14 protein-coding genes are annotated in these 16,194 nt (G+C 74.0%); 6 read left to right on the forward strand and 8 right to left on the reverse strand.

What is annotated here, in order from left to right; genetic code table 11:
• The first annotated feature begins 343 nt into the window (after positions 1–343).
• Positions 344–1,246: a factor-independent urate hydroxylase gene (gene pucL, locus MXD61_RS22615; RefSeq protein WP_248815445.1), complete on the forward strand. Its 903-nt coding sequence runs from the start codon at positions 344–346 to the stop codon at positions 1,244–1,246.
• Positions 1,247–1,365: 119 nt separating this feature from the next.
• On the opposite strand, the gene MXD61_RS22620 is transcribed toward pucL, so the two are convergent.
• Complete coding sequence (locus MXD61_RS22620; protein ID WP_248815542.1) at positions 1,366–2,202, reverse strand: SAM-dependent chlorinase/fluorinase; 837 nt, start codon at positions 2,200–2,202, stop codon at positions 1,366–1,368.
• 117 nt (positions 2,203–2,319) lie between these two features.
• Entirely contained in the window at positions 2,320–2,784 is a 465-nt protein-coding gene (locus tag MXD61_RS22625) for a DUF3099 domain-containing protein (RefSeq protein WP_248815446.1), read from the reverse strand.
• A 313-nt stretch (positions 2,785–3,097) separates the two neighbouring features.
• Between MXD61_RS22625 and MXD61_RS22630 the strand changes: the two genes are divergently transcribed.
• The 4 genes from MXD61_RS22630 to MXD61_RS22645 all read left to right on the forward strand — a co-directional run bounded on the left by MXD61_RS22630 (position 3,098) and on the right by MXD61_RS22645 (position 7,422).
• Entirely contained in the window at positions 3,098–4,213 is a 1,116-nt protein-coding gene (locus MXD61_RS22630; RefSeq protein WP_248815447.1) for a glycosyltransferase family 1 protein, read from the forward strand.
• Positions 4,214–4,365: 152 nt separating this feature from the next.
• On the forward strand, positions 4,366–5,583 hold the full coding sequence (locus MXD61_RS22635) for a glycosyltransferase (RefSeq protein ID WP_248815448.1): 1,218 nt from the start codon (positions 4,366–4,368) through the stop codon (positions 5,581–5,583).
• Between the two features lie 10 nt (positions 5,584–5,593).
• Positions 5,594–6,598 carry an SGNH/GDSL hydrolase family protein gene (locus MXD61_RS22640; RefSeq protein ID WP_248815449.1) on the forward strand — a complete coding sequence of 335 codons (1,005 nt, stop codon included), beginning with the start codon at positions 5,594–5,596 and terminating at the stop codon, positions 6,596–6,598.
• Between the two features lie 29 nt (positions 6,599–6,627).
• Complete coding sequence (locus tag MXD61_RS22645) at positions 6,628–7,422, forward strand: hypothetical protein (RefSeq protein ID WP_248815543.1); 795 nt, start codon at positions 6,628–6,630, stop codon at positions 7,420–7,422.
• Between the two features lie 55 nt (positions 7,423–7,477).
• Here MXD61_RS22645 and MXD61_RS22650 read toward each other — a convergent pair whose 3' ends face one another.
• The 4 genes from MXD61_RS22650 to fabG form a co-directional block, all read right to left on the reverse strand.
• On the reverse strand, positions 7,478–7,993 hold the full coding sequence (locus tag MXD61_RS22650) for a DUF3090 domain-containing protein (RefSeq protein ID WP_248815450.1): 516 nt from the start codon (positions 7,991–7,993) through the stop codon (positions 7,478–7,480).
• Positions 7,994–8,009: 16 nt separating this feature from the next.
• Positions 8,010–9,215, reverse strand: coding sequence for a ferrochelatase (locus tag MXD61_RS22655; protein WP_251080448.1), 1,206 nt, complete (start codon positions 9,213–9,215; stop codon positions 8,010–8,012).
• A gap of 62 nt (positions 9,216–9,277) precedes the next feature.
• Positions 9,278–9,583, reverse strand: coding sequence for a hypothetical protein (locus MXD61_RS22660; RefSeq protein WP_248815451.1), 306 nt, complete (start codon positions 9,581–9,583; stop codon positions 9,278–9,280).
• Between the two features lie 674 nt (positions 9,584–10,257).
• Positions 10,258–10,974 (reverse strand): 3-oxoacyl-ACP reductase FabG, encoded by a 717-nt coding sequence (gene fabG, locus MXD61_RS22665; protein ID WP_163550112.1) that lies wholly within the window; start codon positions 10,972–10,974, stop codon positions 10,258–10,260.
• A 232-nt stretch (positions 10,975–11,206) separates the two neighbouring features.
• On the opposite strand from fabG, the gene MXD61_RS22670 reads away from it, so the two are divergent.
• Positions 11,207–14,128, forward strand: coding sequence for a pyruvate dehydrogenase (locus tag MXD61_RS22670; RefSeq protein ID WP_248815452.1), 2,922 nt, complete (start codon positions 11,207–11,209; stop codon positions 14,126–14,128).
• 9 nt (positions 14,129–14,137) lie between these two features.
• On the opposite strand, the gene fabI is transcribed toward MXD61_RS22670, so the two are convergent.
• Complete coding sequence (fabI, locus tag MXD61_RS22675) at positions 14,138–14,911, reverse strand: enoyl-ACP reductase FabI (RefSeq protein ID WP_163550110.1); 774 nt, start codon at positions 14,909–14,911, stop codon at positions 14,138–14,140.
• 91 nt (positions 14,912–15,002) lie between these two features.
• Positions 15,003–16,187, reverse strand: coding sequence for a cation:proton antiporter (locus MXD61_RS22680; protein ID WP_248815453.1), 1,185 nt, complete (start codon positions 16,185–16,187; stop codon positions 15,003–15,005).
• Positions 16,188–16,194: the final 7 nt, after the last annotated feature.

Here is a 16,194-nt window from a genome sequence, read left to right on the forward strand (position 1 = left end):
GCGGCCCACCCCCCCCGCGGGGCCCGCCCCGCCGCCCCCGGCGGTGGGGGGCCGGGGGCCCGCCGGGCCGCGGCGGCGGGGTGATGCGGAGATGGGGGACGGCCGCCCCGGGCCCTTCTGGCCGGACCGGCCGGACGGGCCCGTCCGAGGTAGTCCGGCCGGGGGCTGCCCGTCCAGGACCGCCGACCGAAGGCGGATGACTCGGCGGAAACAGTGCGGCAACGACGACGCGGGGCGGCGGTCGGGACGGCCCCGGTCGCGCCAGGGATGAGGGCCGGCGGCACGCTCGGTGGACGGGCCGGGGTACGGCGCCGTGTGACCGGGGCGAGATGAGGGAGACCAGATGGCGATCGTGCTCGGACCGAACCAGTTCGGTAAGGCGGAGGTACGCCTCGTACGGATCGACCGTTCCCGTACGGTGCACCACATCACCGACCTGAACGTCTCGACCGCCCTCCGTGGCGATTTTGACGATGCGCACCTGCTCGGCGACAATTCCCACATCCTCACGACCGACGCTCAGAAGAACACGGTGTACGCGTTCGCCCGGGAGTACGGGACAGGGCAGATCGAGGATTTCGCCCTACGCCTGGGGCGGCATTTCGTCGGTTCCTTCCCCTGGATCCACGGGGCGCGCGTCGAGATCGAGCAGTTCGCCTGGGAACGCATTGTCGTGGACGGCTCCCCGCACGACCACGCATTCAGCCAGCCGGGCGGCGAGCGGCGGACCACGGTGGTCACCGTCGACGGACCGTCGGTCAGCGTCGTTTCCGGACTCGCCGGGCTGGTCATGCTGAAGTCCACCGGTTCGGAGTTCCACGGATTTCCGCGTGACCGGTACACCACACTCGCCGAGACAACAGACCGCGTTCTGGCCACCGAGGTAACCGCCCAGTGGCGTTATGTGACGACCGATCTGGACTTCGGGCCGCTTTTCGGCCGGGTCCGCGACGCGTTGGTGACCACCTTCGCCCAGGTGCACAGTCTCGCCCTGCAGCAGACCCTTCACCGGATGGGCGAGGCGGCCCTCACCGCCGTCGAGCAGGTGGCCGAGATTCGCATCTCGATGCCGAACAAGCACCATTTCCTGGTGGACCTGTCCCCGTTTGGTCTGGACAACCCGGACATCGTCTATCAGGTGCCGGACCGTCCGTACGGTCTGATCGAGGCCACCGTCCTGCGCGACGACGCCCCCACCGTCTCCGACCGGCCGCAGGCCCGGCCGGACACCACGTCCGCACCGTGACGCGGCGTCGTCGACAGCTGGGAACCCACGCCAGATCCATGCGACGCCGTGCGACGCCGGCGAGGCCCAGGGGGTCCTGGGTGGCCCTCGACGGCTTCTCGCGGATCGCGAGAGACGACCTAAAGGTCCGGGGGGTCCAGCGGACGCAGCGCGAGGCGGTCGCCGGGCACCAGTGCCAGCCGGCTGGCCGCGTCGCCGTCCCGGACGGCGATCGCCACCATCGCGGCGGCATCCACGTACACCAGCACCTCACCCGACGGGACGGACCCGAAGGTCGTCCCCACCGCGACCAGGCGTCCAGCCTCGGACAGGCGCTGACCGGAGGTGGACGGCGCGGGGCCGGTCCGCGGGGTACGTCCGGCCGGCAGCCGCCGCAGCAGCGCACGGGTGCCGGGAACGAGACCCGCCTCGGCGAGGCAGCCGCCCTCGGCGGCGAGCTGGACGTTGCCGAACCCGTCGACCAGCACGACCTCCGCGTCGAGCCCACCCGCCGGCCCCAGCCGCGCGTACGCGGGCGGGAGGCGCACCAGGATGGCGGGGTCACATGGTTCACCGAGGTCGGGCAGGGCGCGCCCGCCCAGCAGCGCGGCGGCGGCCGGCGCGAAGACGTCCCGGCCATGGAAGGTCGCGGGAACGTCGGGCGCCACCGGCAGCACCACCGCCGCGACGATTCCCCCGAGCCGGTCGGCCGCCGCGATCAGCAGCCCGTTGTCCGGCCCGACGAGCCACCCGTGCGCCGCCCGCAGCGCCAGTGCCCGGCGCGCCGTGCCCACCCCGGGGTCGACGACGGCGAGATGCACCGCCGCCGGTGGCAGTGCCGGCACCGTCTGCGCCAGCACGGTCGCGGCCCGCCGCACGTCCCCGGCCGGCACGAGATGGGTGATGTCGAGGATCCTCGCCGTCGGGACCGCCCGAAGGATCACACCGTGGCAGGCGGCCACGAATCCGTCGGCCAGCCCGTAGTCGGTGGTGAAACTGACAAGCCCACCGGCGGCGCCCCCGGCGCCGCCAGGGTCCCTGTCGGGACTGGCGTCGTCGCTCACACCGTGCCCTCGCTCACACCGTGCCCTCGCTCACACCGTGCCCTGGTGGACTCCCGCGTCGCCCGTCGTATCCGGCCCGGCGGCCCGGGAACCGTCCTCGGCCTGGCCCGTGGCCTGGGTGCCGCCGGTGGACGGGCCGGTATGGACCCAGCCGGCCTCGTCCACCCAGCCGTCGCTGTCGACGACCTGATGGGCGGACGCCTCGATCGCCGCCGGGGCCTCCTGCGCCGCCCGCACCGGATCGTAGGTCACCGGCGTGCCACGTTCGGGCGCCGGGCCGCCGTTGGCGACCACCACCGCGACCCAGGGCAGGATCACGGCGACTCCGACCAGCAGGTAACGCGGCCAGCCGTGGAACACCAGCACGGCGAGCAGGAAGCACACCACCCGAAAGCCCATCGACGCCAGATACCGCAGCTCACGACGGTGGATCTCCCACTGTCGTGACTGCCCGGCGGACGTGATGAGCACCGACCGCTCCTGCCTGAACCTCACCCGCGCACCTCGCCGCCTTCTCCCCGCCCGCCGTCGCCGCCGTCGGCTCCGCTGTCACCACCGCGCAGCTTGCACCACCGGCGCAGCTGGCACCGCTGTGACAGCACCCGACGGGACGCCCTGATGCAACCCGAGCTCGGACCCGGCGGTCACGTCCCGTCCCAATATCCTCTCTGTCGCCCGCACAGGAGAACCATGCCCAGGTGGAACACGCCACGCCCATCGGCGGGGGGCACCAAGCTGTGCCGGAACGTTCATGTGGCGGTCGGCTGTGCGTCCGCGGAACAGCGTCAGGCACTGTCACGGTGCTCGTGTGCGCGTAGCCGTGATCACCGAGTCGTTTCTCCCGCACGTCGACGGGGTGACGAACACGGTGTGCCGAGTCCTGGAACATCTGCGTGACCACGGGCATGAGGCGATGGTGATCGCACCGGCTCCAGCGCCGGCGAGGCGGCGCACCGCGGCCCGGTCGCACGCGGACGCGCCGGTGGTGTGGGCACCGTCGGCACCGTTGCCGGGCTACCCGGCGTTCCGGTTCGCGCTGCCGTGGCCGGCGATGCCGGCGGCGCTGCGCGAGTTCGAACCGGACGTCGTCCACGTCGCGGCGCCCGCGGGGCTGGGCGCGCAGGCGGTGCTCGCCGCGCGTCGGCTCGGGGTGCCCAGTGTCGCCGTCTACCAGACCGATATCGCGGCGTTCGCCGCCCGCTACGGGCTGCGTGCCGCCGAACGCACGATCTGGCACTGGCTCGCCACGGTGCACCGGCACGCGGCGCGCACCCTGGCGCCGTCCTGGGACGCGGTGGACGCGCTGCTGCGTCAGGGGGTGCAGCGGGTGGCCCGGTGGAGTCGAGGGGTGGATCTGGAGCGGTTCGACCCGGGGCACCGCGACGAGCGGCTGCGCGCGGAGCTCGCGCCGAACGGGGAGCTGCTCATCGGCTATGTCGGCCGGCTCGCCCGGGAGAAGCGGGTGGACCTGCTCGCCTCGGTCGCCGATCTGCCCGGTACCCGGCTGGTGGTCGTCGGCGAGGGGCCGTCCCGCCCGGCCCTGGAGCGGCAGCTGCCGCACGCGGCGTTTCTGGGATTTCGCAGCGGGAACGCGCTCTCGGCGGCGGTGGCGAGCCTGGACGTGTTCGTCCACACGGGCATGCACGAGACGTTCTGCCAGGCGGCGCAGGAGGCCAAGGCGTCCGGTGTGCCGGTGGTCGCGCCCGCGGCCGGCGGCCTGTTGGACGTCGTCGAGCACGGCCGCACCGGTCTGCACTACACCCCGGGGGACCCGGCGGCGCTGCGCGGCCAGGTGGCACTGCTCGCGGGTGATCCCGCGCGGCGCGCGGTGATGGCGCGGGCCGCCCAGGAGTCGGTGGCCGGCTGCGGGTGGGGCGCGATCGGGGACGAGCTGCTCGGTCACTACCGCGACGTCCTGGGCTGAACGGGCGACGCCGACGAGTGGACGGGCCAGGGGCGGCCGGGTCGGGAACCCGGACGGTTCCTCGGCGCGGACGACGGAGCACGTGGGCCGCAGCGGATGGACGGGACCCGTCCGGATCGGGCCGGGCGTGCGAGGAGAAAGAGGTGGTCGGCGTGCGGATAGTGCAGGCGGCGAACTTCGTCGCACCGGCATCCGGCGGTATCCGGACGACTCTGCGTCAGCTCGCGGCGGGTTACACCGCCGCCGGGCATGAGGTCATCCAGATCCTGCCCGGCGAGCGGGACAGCGTCGAGGAGCTCGCGCACGCGCGGGTGGTGCGCGTGCGGGCGCCCCGGCTGGGCTCGACCGGCTACCGGGTGATCAGTCAGCCCTGGCGGGTGGCGGCGCTGCTGGAGGCCGAGGCACCCGACCGGCTGGAGGTGCACGACCGGGCGACGCTGGCCGGGCTCGGCCGGTGGGCGCGGCGCAACGGGGTGCGCTCGCTGGTGGTCAGCCACGAGCGGCTCGACCGGCTGCTCGGCACCTGGACTCCCCGCTCGCTGCGCGGCATGCTGCCGACCACCGCGGCGGCGGACCGGGCGAACACCGCGCTGGCCGCGCACTTCGACGCGGTGGTGACGACGACGGCGTGGGCGGCCGCCGAGTTCGTCCGCATCCACGCGCCGAACCTGCGCCACATCCCGCTCGGCGTCGAACTGGACGCCTTCCACCCGGACCGTTGCGATCGGACGCTGCGCCGCGCGTTCGCCCGCGACCAGGAGGCGCTGCTGGTGGTCGCGAGCCGGCTCTCGCCGGAGAAGCGGGTCGATCTCGCCCTGGACGCGGTCGCCGAACTGGTCCGTCGGCGGGTTCCGGTGCGGCTGGTGATCGCCGGCGACGGATCGGCCCGCGCCCGCCTCGAACGCCACGCCGCGGGCCTGCCCGTGACGTTCCTCGGTTTCGTGGCCGACCGTTCCCGCCTGGCCGGCCTGCTGGCCAGCGCCGACGTGGCGCTGGCCCCCGGACCGGTGGAGACCTTCGGTCTGGCCGCCCTCGAGGCGCTGGCCAGCGGCACACCGATCGTGGCGCACCATGCCAGTGCCGTCGCCGAACTGGTGGCCCCCGGCGTCGGTCTGGTCGCCGCCGGCAGCGGCTTCACCTTCGCCGACGCCGTCCGCGACCTGCTCGCCGCCCCCGCCCCGCCGGCCCGCCGCAATGCCGCCCGTGCCCGCGCCGAGCAGTTCACCTGGGCCGCGACGATCGCCGGTTTCCTCGCCTGCCACGCCGGCACCCCCCACGCCACCGCTGCCGGTGCCGGTGCCGCTGCCGGTGCCGGTGCCGCACCGCCACCCCCGACGCCCGCGCCACCCGCACCGCCGCTGGCAGCCTGAGGGCCCAGCGGTGGACGTCAGGGTGGCCGCGGCACGGTTCGTCGCGCTGGGTGACAGCATCACCGTCGGCCTCGGGGACGGGGTGACCATGGGCCGCGAGCATCGCGGGACCGCGCCACCACGTGGTTTCGCCGCCCGGTTCGTCGACCTGCTCGGCCCGCCGGGCACGATCGACTACGCCAACCTGGCCACCACCGGTGCCACCGCCCGGGACGTGCGGCTGCGCCAGCTACCGGCCGCGCTCGAGTGCGCACCGCAGTTGGCGACCGTCGTCGCCGGCATGAACGACGTGCTCAAGCCCTCGTTCGACGCCCTGCGGCTACGCCAGGACCTGGTCTGGACGGTCAGCCGGCTGCGCGCCGAGGGTGCCACCGTGCTGACGGCGACGATGCCCGACCCGGGGCGGCTGCTGCGCCTGCCCGCGCCCCTGGCCCGGCTGCTCACCGAACGGGTCGGGCGGCTCAACGCCGCGGTGTGGGCCACCGCCCGTCACGATCCCGGGGTGCTCGTCGTCGACCTCGGCCATCATCCGGCGGTGCGCCGGCGGTCCACCTTCGACGTCGACCGGGTCCACCCCGGCCCCCACGGACATCAGCTCATCGCCGAGGCCTTCACCCACCGGCTCAGCCAGGCCACCGCGTCGCCGGCCGCGGGCCCGTTCACGGTCGGGAGGCCGCCTGCCGGGGTACCCCGCATCGAGGGGCACGGTGAAACGGGCCGATCCGCCCGCGCGCACGGCGCCGGTTCGCCCCTCGGCGTCGGCCTCGCCGGAGCACCGGAGGCGGCCCCGGCCGCTCCCGGCACGCTGCGGCACGGATTGTGGCTGGTGCAGGTCGGGATGCCGTGGCTGCTCGGGCGATGCCTGGCCGGCGGACGACGGCCATCGGACGACGCGCCGCACGCCGCGGGGGCACCCGGACATCCATCGGTGAAACCGGCCGGTAATGGGCTGATCGGGCCGTGGGAGGCACTCCGGCACGAAAATCTGGCGCTCAGCCACCCTCGGCGCGCCTGAGCGGCCCACGATTGCCTACCGTAGTGCGTGTGCTTCCCGCCCTGTCAGCCTCGCCCCGGTCCGGCGTCCTCACCGGTTGGGGTAACGCGTGGCTTGCTGGGCTGGTCGGACTGGACGATGTGATCACCCAGGTGCACTGCGCGTTCGGTGGTGAGGCGGCCCCGCACACCCTCGGCGACGAGCCGCTGGTGCTCGGCCTCGGTGCGCTGCGCGCGGCCGGTGCCGAGCGGCTCCGGCTCGTCCTGCCCGCGCCGGGCGACGCCAGCGGCCTGCCCGGCCCCCCCGAGGTCAACCGGGACGCGATCACCGCCGGTGAGGCCATCCTCGTCCTCGGGCCGAACCCGCCGCTGCTACTGGTGCCCGGCGTGGTCGTCCACGGGCCGGCGCTGGAGGGTCGGCTGGAGTCGGTGCACTGGCGGGTGCTGCGGGCCGCCCGGGTCCCCCCGGCGGGTGCGGGGCTGCGCGCCGCCGAACACGAACTGTCCGACGCGATCCGTTCGACGACGGCGGCGTTGCTGTCCCTGGACATCGCCAGCGCCCGCCCGGAGGTTCTCGCGCTGTTGCGTGACCGCGGCGAGGAGGAACCCGGCCCGGGTCTGGGCCCCGGCCATCCGCCGGCCGCCCACGCCCTGCTGGCCCGCGCGGAGCGGCTCTCCACCCTGCTCGATCTCGCCGCCCGCGACGACGGCGCCGCCGTCACCGCCAGCGAGATCGCCCGCCGCACGGCGGCGCTGCGTTCGCTGTCCGCCGCCGTGCGCCGCGCCTATGAGGCGGCCTACGACGCGTTCGACCCCGCCTACCCGCCCGCCCGACGTCCCCGCTGAGCGCCCACGCCCGCTCGGGCCGCGCGGTGACAGCCCGGCGGCGACGCTCGCAGCGTCAGTTCAGCCGGGGGCAGAAGTGGCCACCGGGGTCGTCGGGGCGGCCGCAGAGCACACACGGCGGACGGCCGGCGGCGACGATCGTGCGGGCCCGTTCGATGAAGGCGCGGGCCTGACGAATCGACAGACCCACCCGAAGCGAGTCGAGTTCGTCCTCGTTGTCGGGCAGCCGCGGCTCCCCGCCGGACAGCCCGGCGGCCTCCACGAACACACGCTGACCGTCCCAGGAGACGGTGAGCTGGCCGAGGTGGAAGTCCTCCTGGAACGGAGCGTCCAACGGGGCCAGGTCGATCTCGACGTCCGCGGCGGCGGGCAGGGAGATGCCCTGGGTCTGGCCGACCTGGCCGAGCAGCGTGTTCAGCCCCTCGGCGAGCGCCGTGACCTCGGTCTTCTCCAGGCCGACCGTGACGATCTGGCCGCGGCCGGCGGCCTGTAGGAAGAAGTTGCGGTCGCCGGGCTGCCCCACCGTTCCCACCACGAACCGCTCCGGGGATTCGAACACGAAACGCTGCATATCTCCGATCGCTCCGTTACCGTTGTCCCTGCCCTCGTCCGGTGCGCAGGGGCCGTGTGTCGTCGGCCGGCGTCGCCGGACTGGTTGCATCGTCACCGATCAGTATCGCCGGTTCCGGCCGCCCGCCAACCTGTTCACCCGCACTCGCTCCCGGTCGGGTACGCGACGCGGGCTGGCAGCATCCAGGCGGGCACACATCCGGCCAGGGGCCGAACGCGCTCAGTGAACGCTGTGGGGCGCGCGGATCCGCCCGCTCGGCCAGCAGTTCGCCCACCATCGCCACGAACCGTCGGTCGGTCCCCACCGTACTCGCCCTGGTCACGGCCAGACCATGGTCACGGGCCCGGCCGGTGGCGACCACATCCAGGTCGTGAATGACCTCCATGTGATCACTGACGAACCCGAGTGGCACCATCACCGCCCCCGCGGCGCCCTGCCCGGCGAGCTCGACCAGCCGATCACCGACGTCCGGCTCGAGCCAGGGCACCGAGGGCGGACCGCTGCGGCTGCAGTAGACGATCTCGAACGGATGGCGGACACCCGTGCGCCGCTCGACACCCGCGACGACGAGTTCGGCGACCGTGCGCAGCTGCCGCGGATAGGCATGGCCGTGCGGGCCGCTGGCACGAGCCTGCGACAACGGCAGCGAATGCGCGGTGAACAGCAAAGGCGCGTCGGCCCGGGCCGGCTCCGGCAGCTGCGCGATCGCCGCCACACTGTGGTCGACCATCGGCTCGACGAATCCCGGATGGTCGAAGAACAGCCGCAACGGCACCAGTTCCGGCACCGGCACATCCGCCGGCAGCGCCGCCAACGCCCCGGCGAGATCCTCACGGTACTGACGACATCCTGAAGAGGACGGGAACGCCGACGTCACGAAACACGCGACCCGCCGCACCCCGGCCGCGGCCAGTTCGGCGACGGTGTCCGTCAGGTACGGCGCCCAGTTTCGGTTTCCCCAGTGGACGGGCAGGTCCGGCAACTGCTCGCGCAGCGCCGCGACGAGCGCCCGGTTCTGGTCGTTGAGCGGACTACGGCCGCCGAACATCCGATACTGCTCGGCGACGACAGCCAGACGTGCCTCGGGGACGTTGCGCCCCGCCGTCACGTTCCGCAGGAACGGCCACACATCCGCCGGCCCCTCCGGCCCGCCGAAGGAGACCACCAGCAACGCGTCGAACTCACCGGCCGGCACCCGCCCGCCCGGACGCCCCGCGCCCAGCACCGGACAGCCAGCACCGACGGCGCTCCCGCGATCGGCGGTGGCCTCGCTCACCCGCGGGGTCATCGCGGCGCGCGATCGGCGATGTCGGCCAGGTAGGTGGGGAAGTACCGGCCTATCACGGACAGCTCGAACGACGGCAGAATCGACCCCGCCGGTTCGCGGGCGAGCAGATACTCGAACGAGACCCGCACCAACGCCAACAAGGCCGGTTCATCATCGGCCGCGGTACCGGTCGCGGCGAGCACCGCGTCATCAGCCCGCACCCGATAGGTGAAGGACAACCCGCTCACCCCGGGCGGGGTCTCCTCCGCGACCGTCACGTCGAAATCACGGCCGCCGCGCGGTTCCACCCGAATCACGCTCATCGGACCCACTTCCTCGTGGCTGCGCCGGGCCTGCACCCCCACGATATCGGCCCGGGCCGCGACGCACCCGTCCACAGATCCCGCGACGGCCCGGACGGGTGCCACACACCCGCCACCACGTCGACCAGCGGGCCCGCCACACCTCGCGACCCACCCCACGCGACCCACCCCACGCCACCCCGCGTCCCAACCCCACGCCTCATCCCCCGGGCCTGCCCCAGGCTCCGCCCTCCACACCGAGACCCGCCCCACGTTCCACCCCGGACCCCACCCACTCACCGGGCCCCGCTCCCACCCCGGACCCCGGGGAGCGGGCAGCCCCACCACAGACCCACTGATACACCTAGCGCTACCATCTTGGGACACAGAGTGTCGTCAATGGCCTGATGGATGCCCCGCGCTCCATCCAGCCCCTCCGCCCCGGGCCGCGGCCACACGCCGAGGGTTACTCGGCCACATGCCGAGGGATGTTCGGTCCACGGAGGCCTCAGTCCTTGAACAACCCTCGGCATGCCATGATCACGACCTCGCTCCGGAGGCGTCGGAGCGCTCGCCAAGCGGCCGCCGCCCACGCCCTGCCGCCTATATCACCTTGTATCGGCATATAACGGACGGCCGCGTAGCCATGACCCGACCTTGCCGAGGCCCGAGCGGCCAGCATCACCCGGACGCGGTCAGTGGCCCATGCTGAGGCCGCCGTCGACCGGGATGAGAGCGCCGTTGATGTAGGCGGCGGCCGGGGAGGCGAGGAAGGCGACCAGGGCGGCGACGTCCTGCGGGTCGCCCATGCGCTTACCGGGGACCGCGGCGGTCAGGGCTGCACGCTGGTCCTCGGTGAGGGCGTCGGTCATGTCGGTGCGGATGGGGCCGGGAGCGACGACGTTGGCGGTGATGTTGCGGGGGGCGAGCTCCCGGGCCAGTGAGCGGGCGAAGCCGATGAGGCCGGCCTTGGACGCCGCGTAGTTGGCCTGGCCCGGGCCACCGATCGACGCGACGACGGACGAGATGAAGATCAGACGCCCGCGACGCAGCCGCATCATCGGGCGGGTGGCTCGCTTGGCGACCCGGTAGGCGCCGACCAGGTTCGTGTCGATCACGTCGTGGAACGCGTCCTCGCTCATCGTGGCGAGCAGGGTGTCGCGCACGATGCCGGCGTTGGAGACCACGATCTCCACCGGGCCGAGCTCGGCCTCGATCTTGCCGAAGGCCTTGTCGACGCTGTCGGCATCGGCCACGTCCATGGTGACCCCGAGCATCCCCTCGGGGGCCGAGCCACCGCGGCTGGCCACGGCGACCCGTTCACCGGCGGCGGCGAGCGCGGCGGCGCAGGCGGCACCGATGCCGCGGTTACCACCTGTTACCAGAGCGACGCGACCTTCGTTTTCGACCATGACCGGTGATAGTAGCCGCCCGGGCGGCCTGGCCCGGACCGTCCACGCTCGCACCCGGGACGCGGCGCGGGCCGGCCGGCGACGCCGCATCCCACTGCGGATGCTGAAATGGTGCGTAACACCGCACGGTGGACGCGGCTGTCCGCATCCGGCGGGACACCCAGCGGCGAGACCAGTCCGGCGGGCAACCTCCGGCCCGCGTCGCACGTCCGGACATGGGGAGGGCTGCGCCGTGGGACGAAGGCCGAACATTCGCAGACCGGAACCTCGAGGATTCGAGTCGGCGCATGCCTACCCGGAGCTGATCCTGGCCACCGATGGCGACGGTCCGCCCGCCCAGGCCGCCCTGGGCGAACCCGACGACTCCACCACCGGGCCCGCCAGCACCACCCCGGCAGCCGACCGCCGCGCCCCGAACCCGGCCAGCACCGCCCCCGCGGTCGCCGGCCCGGAACCGGAACCCGCCGGCCCGGAACCGGGGCCTGCCAGTCTCGACCCGGAGCCCAGGGGTCCGGGATCGGGGACCGACCGTGAGAACGAGGACGAGATGGCGACATCGGCACTCACCCCACGTGACGTCTCCCAGCCCGCCAACGGTTCCCCGCTCCACCCCGGCGGCGGATCCTCCACTCCGGTCGAGCCGCCACCGCCCGCGCCCGTCCCCGGTCCGCCGGACGGCATCCTCGATCTGGCCGCCCTGGCCACGTTGGACGGGCGACTCCGCAGCCGGGCCGCCGCCCTCATCGAGGCCGGGGTGCGGGCGGGGCTTCGTTCACCGGGAGACGCCCGGCGGGACCGGGCCGCGGTGGCGTCGGCGTCCAGCGTGGCCACCGTGCTGTGGTTCGACGCGCTGCGCGCCGAGGACCGGGTGAGCGTCACCCCGCACACCGCGCCCCTGCTGCTGGCGGTGCACGAAGCACTCGGCGAGACGCAGCCACCGTCACCGGACGCGCTGGCCGTGGCACCGCCGGCCGCCACGGCGACCCGACCGTCGGCGACGGCCATGGGAGCGACGGCCACGGGGGCGCTGCCGTGGGAGACGCAGACAGCGGCGGTCGCTGGTCCGGGGCGTCCGCTGCGCCGGCTCGGCAACGGCAATGTCGGACCCAGCGGCACGGTCTGGGCGGCGCTGGCGCACCGCTTCGCCGGCAGCCGGTTCGACCACACCCCCGGCGGACGACAGATCTGCCTGATCGATTTCACCGAGCTGCGGGACCCGTCCGTCTGGGAGTCGATCACCGACGAGCGGGTCGCGCATCTGGGCGAGCTGTTCTGGGTCGTGCTGGTCTCCGGCACCGGAATCTCGGACGGCTGGCAGCCCGGCGCGACCGGTGCGGCCCGGGAGGCCGGCGGCGTCGGCGGGCCGGGTCGGGCGGCGCGCATGTTCGAGGCGGCCGGCTGGCAGGTGCTCACCGTCCGGCATGGTCGACGGCTCGGTGCGCTCTCCCGCGCGCCCGGCGGTCCCGCGCTGATGGCTCGGCTCGACCAGCTCACCCCGGCGCAGTATCAGGAGCTGCTGCACACCCGGGGTGCGGAGCTGCGCCGCCGGCTGGCCGGCCCGGGCGCCGCGGGCGTCGGCATCAGCCGACTGCTCGACACGCTGCCCGACGAGGAGATCCTCGCCTGCCTGCGTGATCTCGGTGGGCACGACATTCCGCTGCTCATCGACGCCTTCGACGAGGTCGCCGGCGACCGGCCCACCGTCCTGTTCGCCTACACCGACAACCGGCTCACCCCGGACGACGCACCCCCCACCAGCCCGGATGACCTCGACGACCCCGACCGCCCCGCGTCCCTGGACCGTCCCCCGTCCCTGGACCGTCCCCCGTCCCTGGACCGTCCCGACGATGTGGACCGCCCCGACGATGTGGTCACCGAGCTGGACCGGCCCGGCGACCAGGCCCGGCCCGACCACCCGGCCCACGCCGCCGACATCGAACCGGCCGCAGCCGTGGCGGGCGGGAGGAACCAGGAGGGACGGCCGGCGGCCGGGCCGCTGCTGGCGCCCGTGCCGTGGACGCCGGGGGCGCGCCGGCTGGCCCGTCATGTCGGCACCTACCTGGACCGCGCGCCGATCGCCCCCCACCCGGCCGCACCGGTGCCGGGGCACGCCGATCGGCGTGCCGACGGCGCGAGCTCCACCCAGGAGGCCCTCGGCCAGCTGCTGCGCGATCTGCCCGCGCTCGCCCCGCAGGCCGCGACGGCGGTGGTCACCATCAGCACCCGCGCCGCGGATCCGATCCTCGCCAGCTGGCTGGCCGCGGCCGGACGGCATGTGGCCGGCGGGCTGTCGGCGCCGGCGTTCGGCGGGGTGCTGGCGTCCCTGGGAGTGGCGTGGAGCCGGCAGGGACTTCCGCTGCTGCCGATCGGGGTCGCCGACGAACTGGCCGCGGGCCAGGTACTGCCGGGGTGGCTCGCGGCCGGCAGCGGGGACGCGCGCAGCATGCTCGCCGTCGCCGACACCGGTCTTGACCCGGCGTCCCGGGCGTTGGCCTTCGGCGGTGGCGACGGGGTGCCCGAGCGGGTGGCGGCGGTGTGGACGCCGGCGTTCGCCCAGGATCTCGCCTGGTGCCTGCTCGCGGGCCTGGGTCAGCTGGGCCGACCGGGTGGGGTGTCCAGCCTGCTGCGGCTGAGCGCACGTCCGATCGACCAGCGACTGGCCGCGCTGCCGGGCGACCCGGTCGCCCTGCGCCAGCGCCGCGCCCTGGCTCTCGCCGGCGGCTACCGGCTCTACGAGGGAGGCCCGGACGCGGTGCTCACCCTGGTCGGTGTCGGGGCGGTGCTGCCGGAGGTGCTGGGTGCGGCGGCCCGGCTGTGCGCGGGCCTGCGCCGCGAGGTGAGCGTCGTGTGCCTCACCTCGCCGAACGCGGTGTTCGCCGCGCTGCAGGCCCGGCGTGGACTCCAGGACGGCTCCGACGCGTTGCTGGGCGAGATCCTGCCGGCACGGCGACGCACCCCGCTGGTCACCGTCGTCGACGGCGATCCGCGCTCGCTGGCCTTCCTGGCCGGTGTGCACGGCGATCCGATCGCCACGCTCGGATCGGCCGCGCCGGCCCCGGGTACCGAACCGCCGGGGCCCGGGGACGCCCCCGTCCCCCTGGAGACGATCATCGGGGCAGCCCTGGACCTCCTGGACGAGACCAGCGGGCGCTGACGTCCGCTCTCAGACGCCGACCGCGTGGACTCCCCCGTCCACGTGGACGATCTCGCCGGTCGTCGCCGGGAACCAGTCGGAGAGCAGGGCGACGCAGGCCTGGGCGGCCGGGGTGGTGTCGTGGACGCTCCAGCCGAGGGGGGCACGGCCGTCCCAGACGTCCTCGAACTGGCTGAAACCGGGGATGGACTTGGCCGCCATGGTGCGCAGCGGGCCGGCCGCGACGAGGTTGACCCGCACGCCACGCGGCCCGAGGTCGCGGGCCAGGTAGCGGGCGGCGGAGGCCAGCCCCGCCTTGGCGACGCCCATCCAGTCGTAGGACGGCCAGGCGACCGAGGCGTCGAAGTCGAGGCCGACGACGGAGGCCCGCTCGCCGAACAGCGGCAGGGTCGCGCGGGTCAGCGAGGCCAACGACCAGGTGGACACCTGCAACGCGGTGCCGACCTCGGACCAGGCCGCCTCGACGAACGGTTTGCCGCCGAGGACCGACTCGGGGGCGAAACCGATCGCGTGCATCACGCCGTCCAGGCCGTCGACGTGCTCACGGAGCCGCTCGGCGAGGCTGCCGAGCTGCTCCTCGTCGGTGACGTCCAGTTCGACGACGGGAGCCTCGGTGGGCAGCCGGCGGGCGATGCGTCGGGTCAGGGACAGGCCCCGACCGAAGCCGGAGAGGACCACCCGGGCGCCCTGTTCCTGGGCGATGCGGGCGACGCTGAAGGCGATCGACGCCTCGGTGAGGACGCCGGTGACGAGAATGCGTTTACCTTCGAGAAGACCGCTCATGGGCCGCATCCTGTCAAACATCGCCGCGGTGGTGAGCGGTCCCCGCCGCGGAGCGTCGCCGCCGGGGCCAGGGGCGGCGGGCGAGGGCGGCTCAGGTACGCGCGAGCAGGCGTTTGCGGGCGGCGCGGGTGACCGGTTCGACGAACCGGGCGGCCAGCGGGCCGATGATCGCCATCAGCAGCACATAGCAGGCGGCCAGCGGGCCCAGTTTCGGTTCGATGCCGGCGGCGACGGCGAGGCCCGCGATGACGATCGAGAACTCACCGCGGGCGACCAGGGCCGCGCCGGCGCGGAAGCGGCCCATCGTGGCGATCCCGGCGCGTCGCGCCGCCCACCAGCCTGTGATCATCTTCGTGGTGACGCCGGCGACGGCCAGCAGCGAACCGGCCAGCAGCGCCGACGGGATCGACTCGGGGTCGGTCTGCATCCCGAAGAACACGAAGAACACCGCCGCGAACAGGTCCCGCAGCGGGCTGAGCACCTCCGCCGCGCCCTCGGCGATCGGGCCGGACAGCGCGATACCGACCAGGAACGCGCCCACCGCGGTGGAGACCTGCATCCTCTGCGCCAGTCCGGCGACCAGCAGGGCCAGGCCGAGCACTCGCAGCAGCAGGATCTCGTCGTTGCGGTCGGCCTTCGGGTCGAAGACCAGCCGGGTCACCTTGTCGCTGTGGCGCACCGCCAGGTACAGCACGGCGACCAGCAGGCCGAGCGCGATCGCGACGGTCAGCGAGCCGCGGGCGAACGTCTGATGGGCCAGCAGCGCGGTGAGCACCGGCAGGTAGACGGCCATCGCCAGGTCCTCGAGTACCAGGACCGACAGGACCACCGGCGTCTCCCGGTTGCCGAGTCGGCCCAGGTCGCCGAGGACCTTCGCGATGATCCCGGACGACGAGATCGCGGTGACGCCGCCCATCACGACCGCGGCGGTCGGCCCCCAGCCCAGGATGAACGCCGCGACGACGCCGGGCAGCGCGTTGAGGACCAGGTCCAGCACTCCGGCGGGAGCCGCCTGGCGCAGCCCGGAGATCAGCTCACTGGCGGTGTACTCGAGTCCGAGGGTGAGCAGCAGCAGCACGACGCCGATCTCGGCGCCGATCTGGATGAACTCCTCGCTCGCCCCGAGCGAGATGACCCCACCATGCCCGACGGTGAGCCCGCCGAGCAGGTAGAGGGGGATCGGTGAGATGCCGACCCGGATGGCCAGATGTCCCAGGACGCCCAGGGAGAACAGAACTGCCCCGAGCTCGATGAAGATCGTGGTTGTCGCGTGCACTCGCGGC

This window comes from Frankia sp. AgPm24, from assembly GCF_023243055.1.
GTDB classification, from domain to species: domain Bacteria; phylum Actinomycetota; class Actinomycetes; order Frankiales; family Frankiaceae; genus Frankia; species Frankia umida.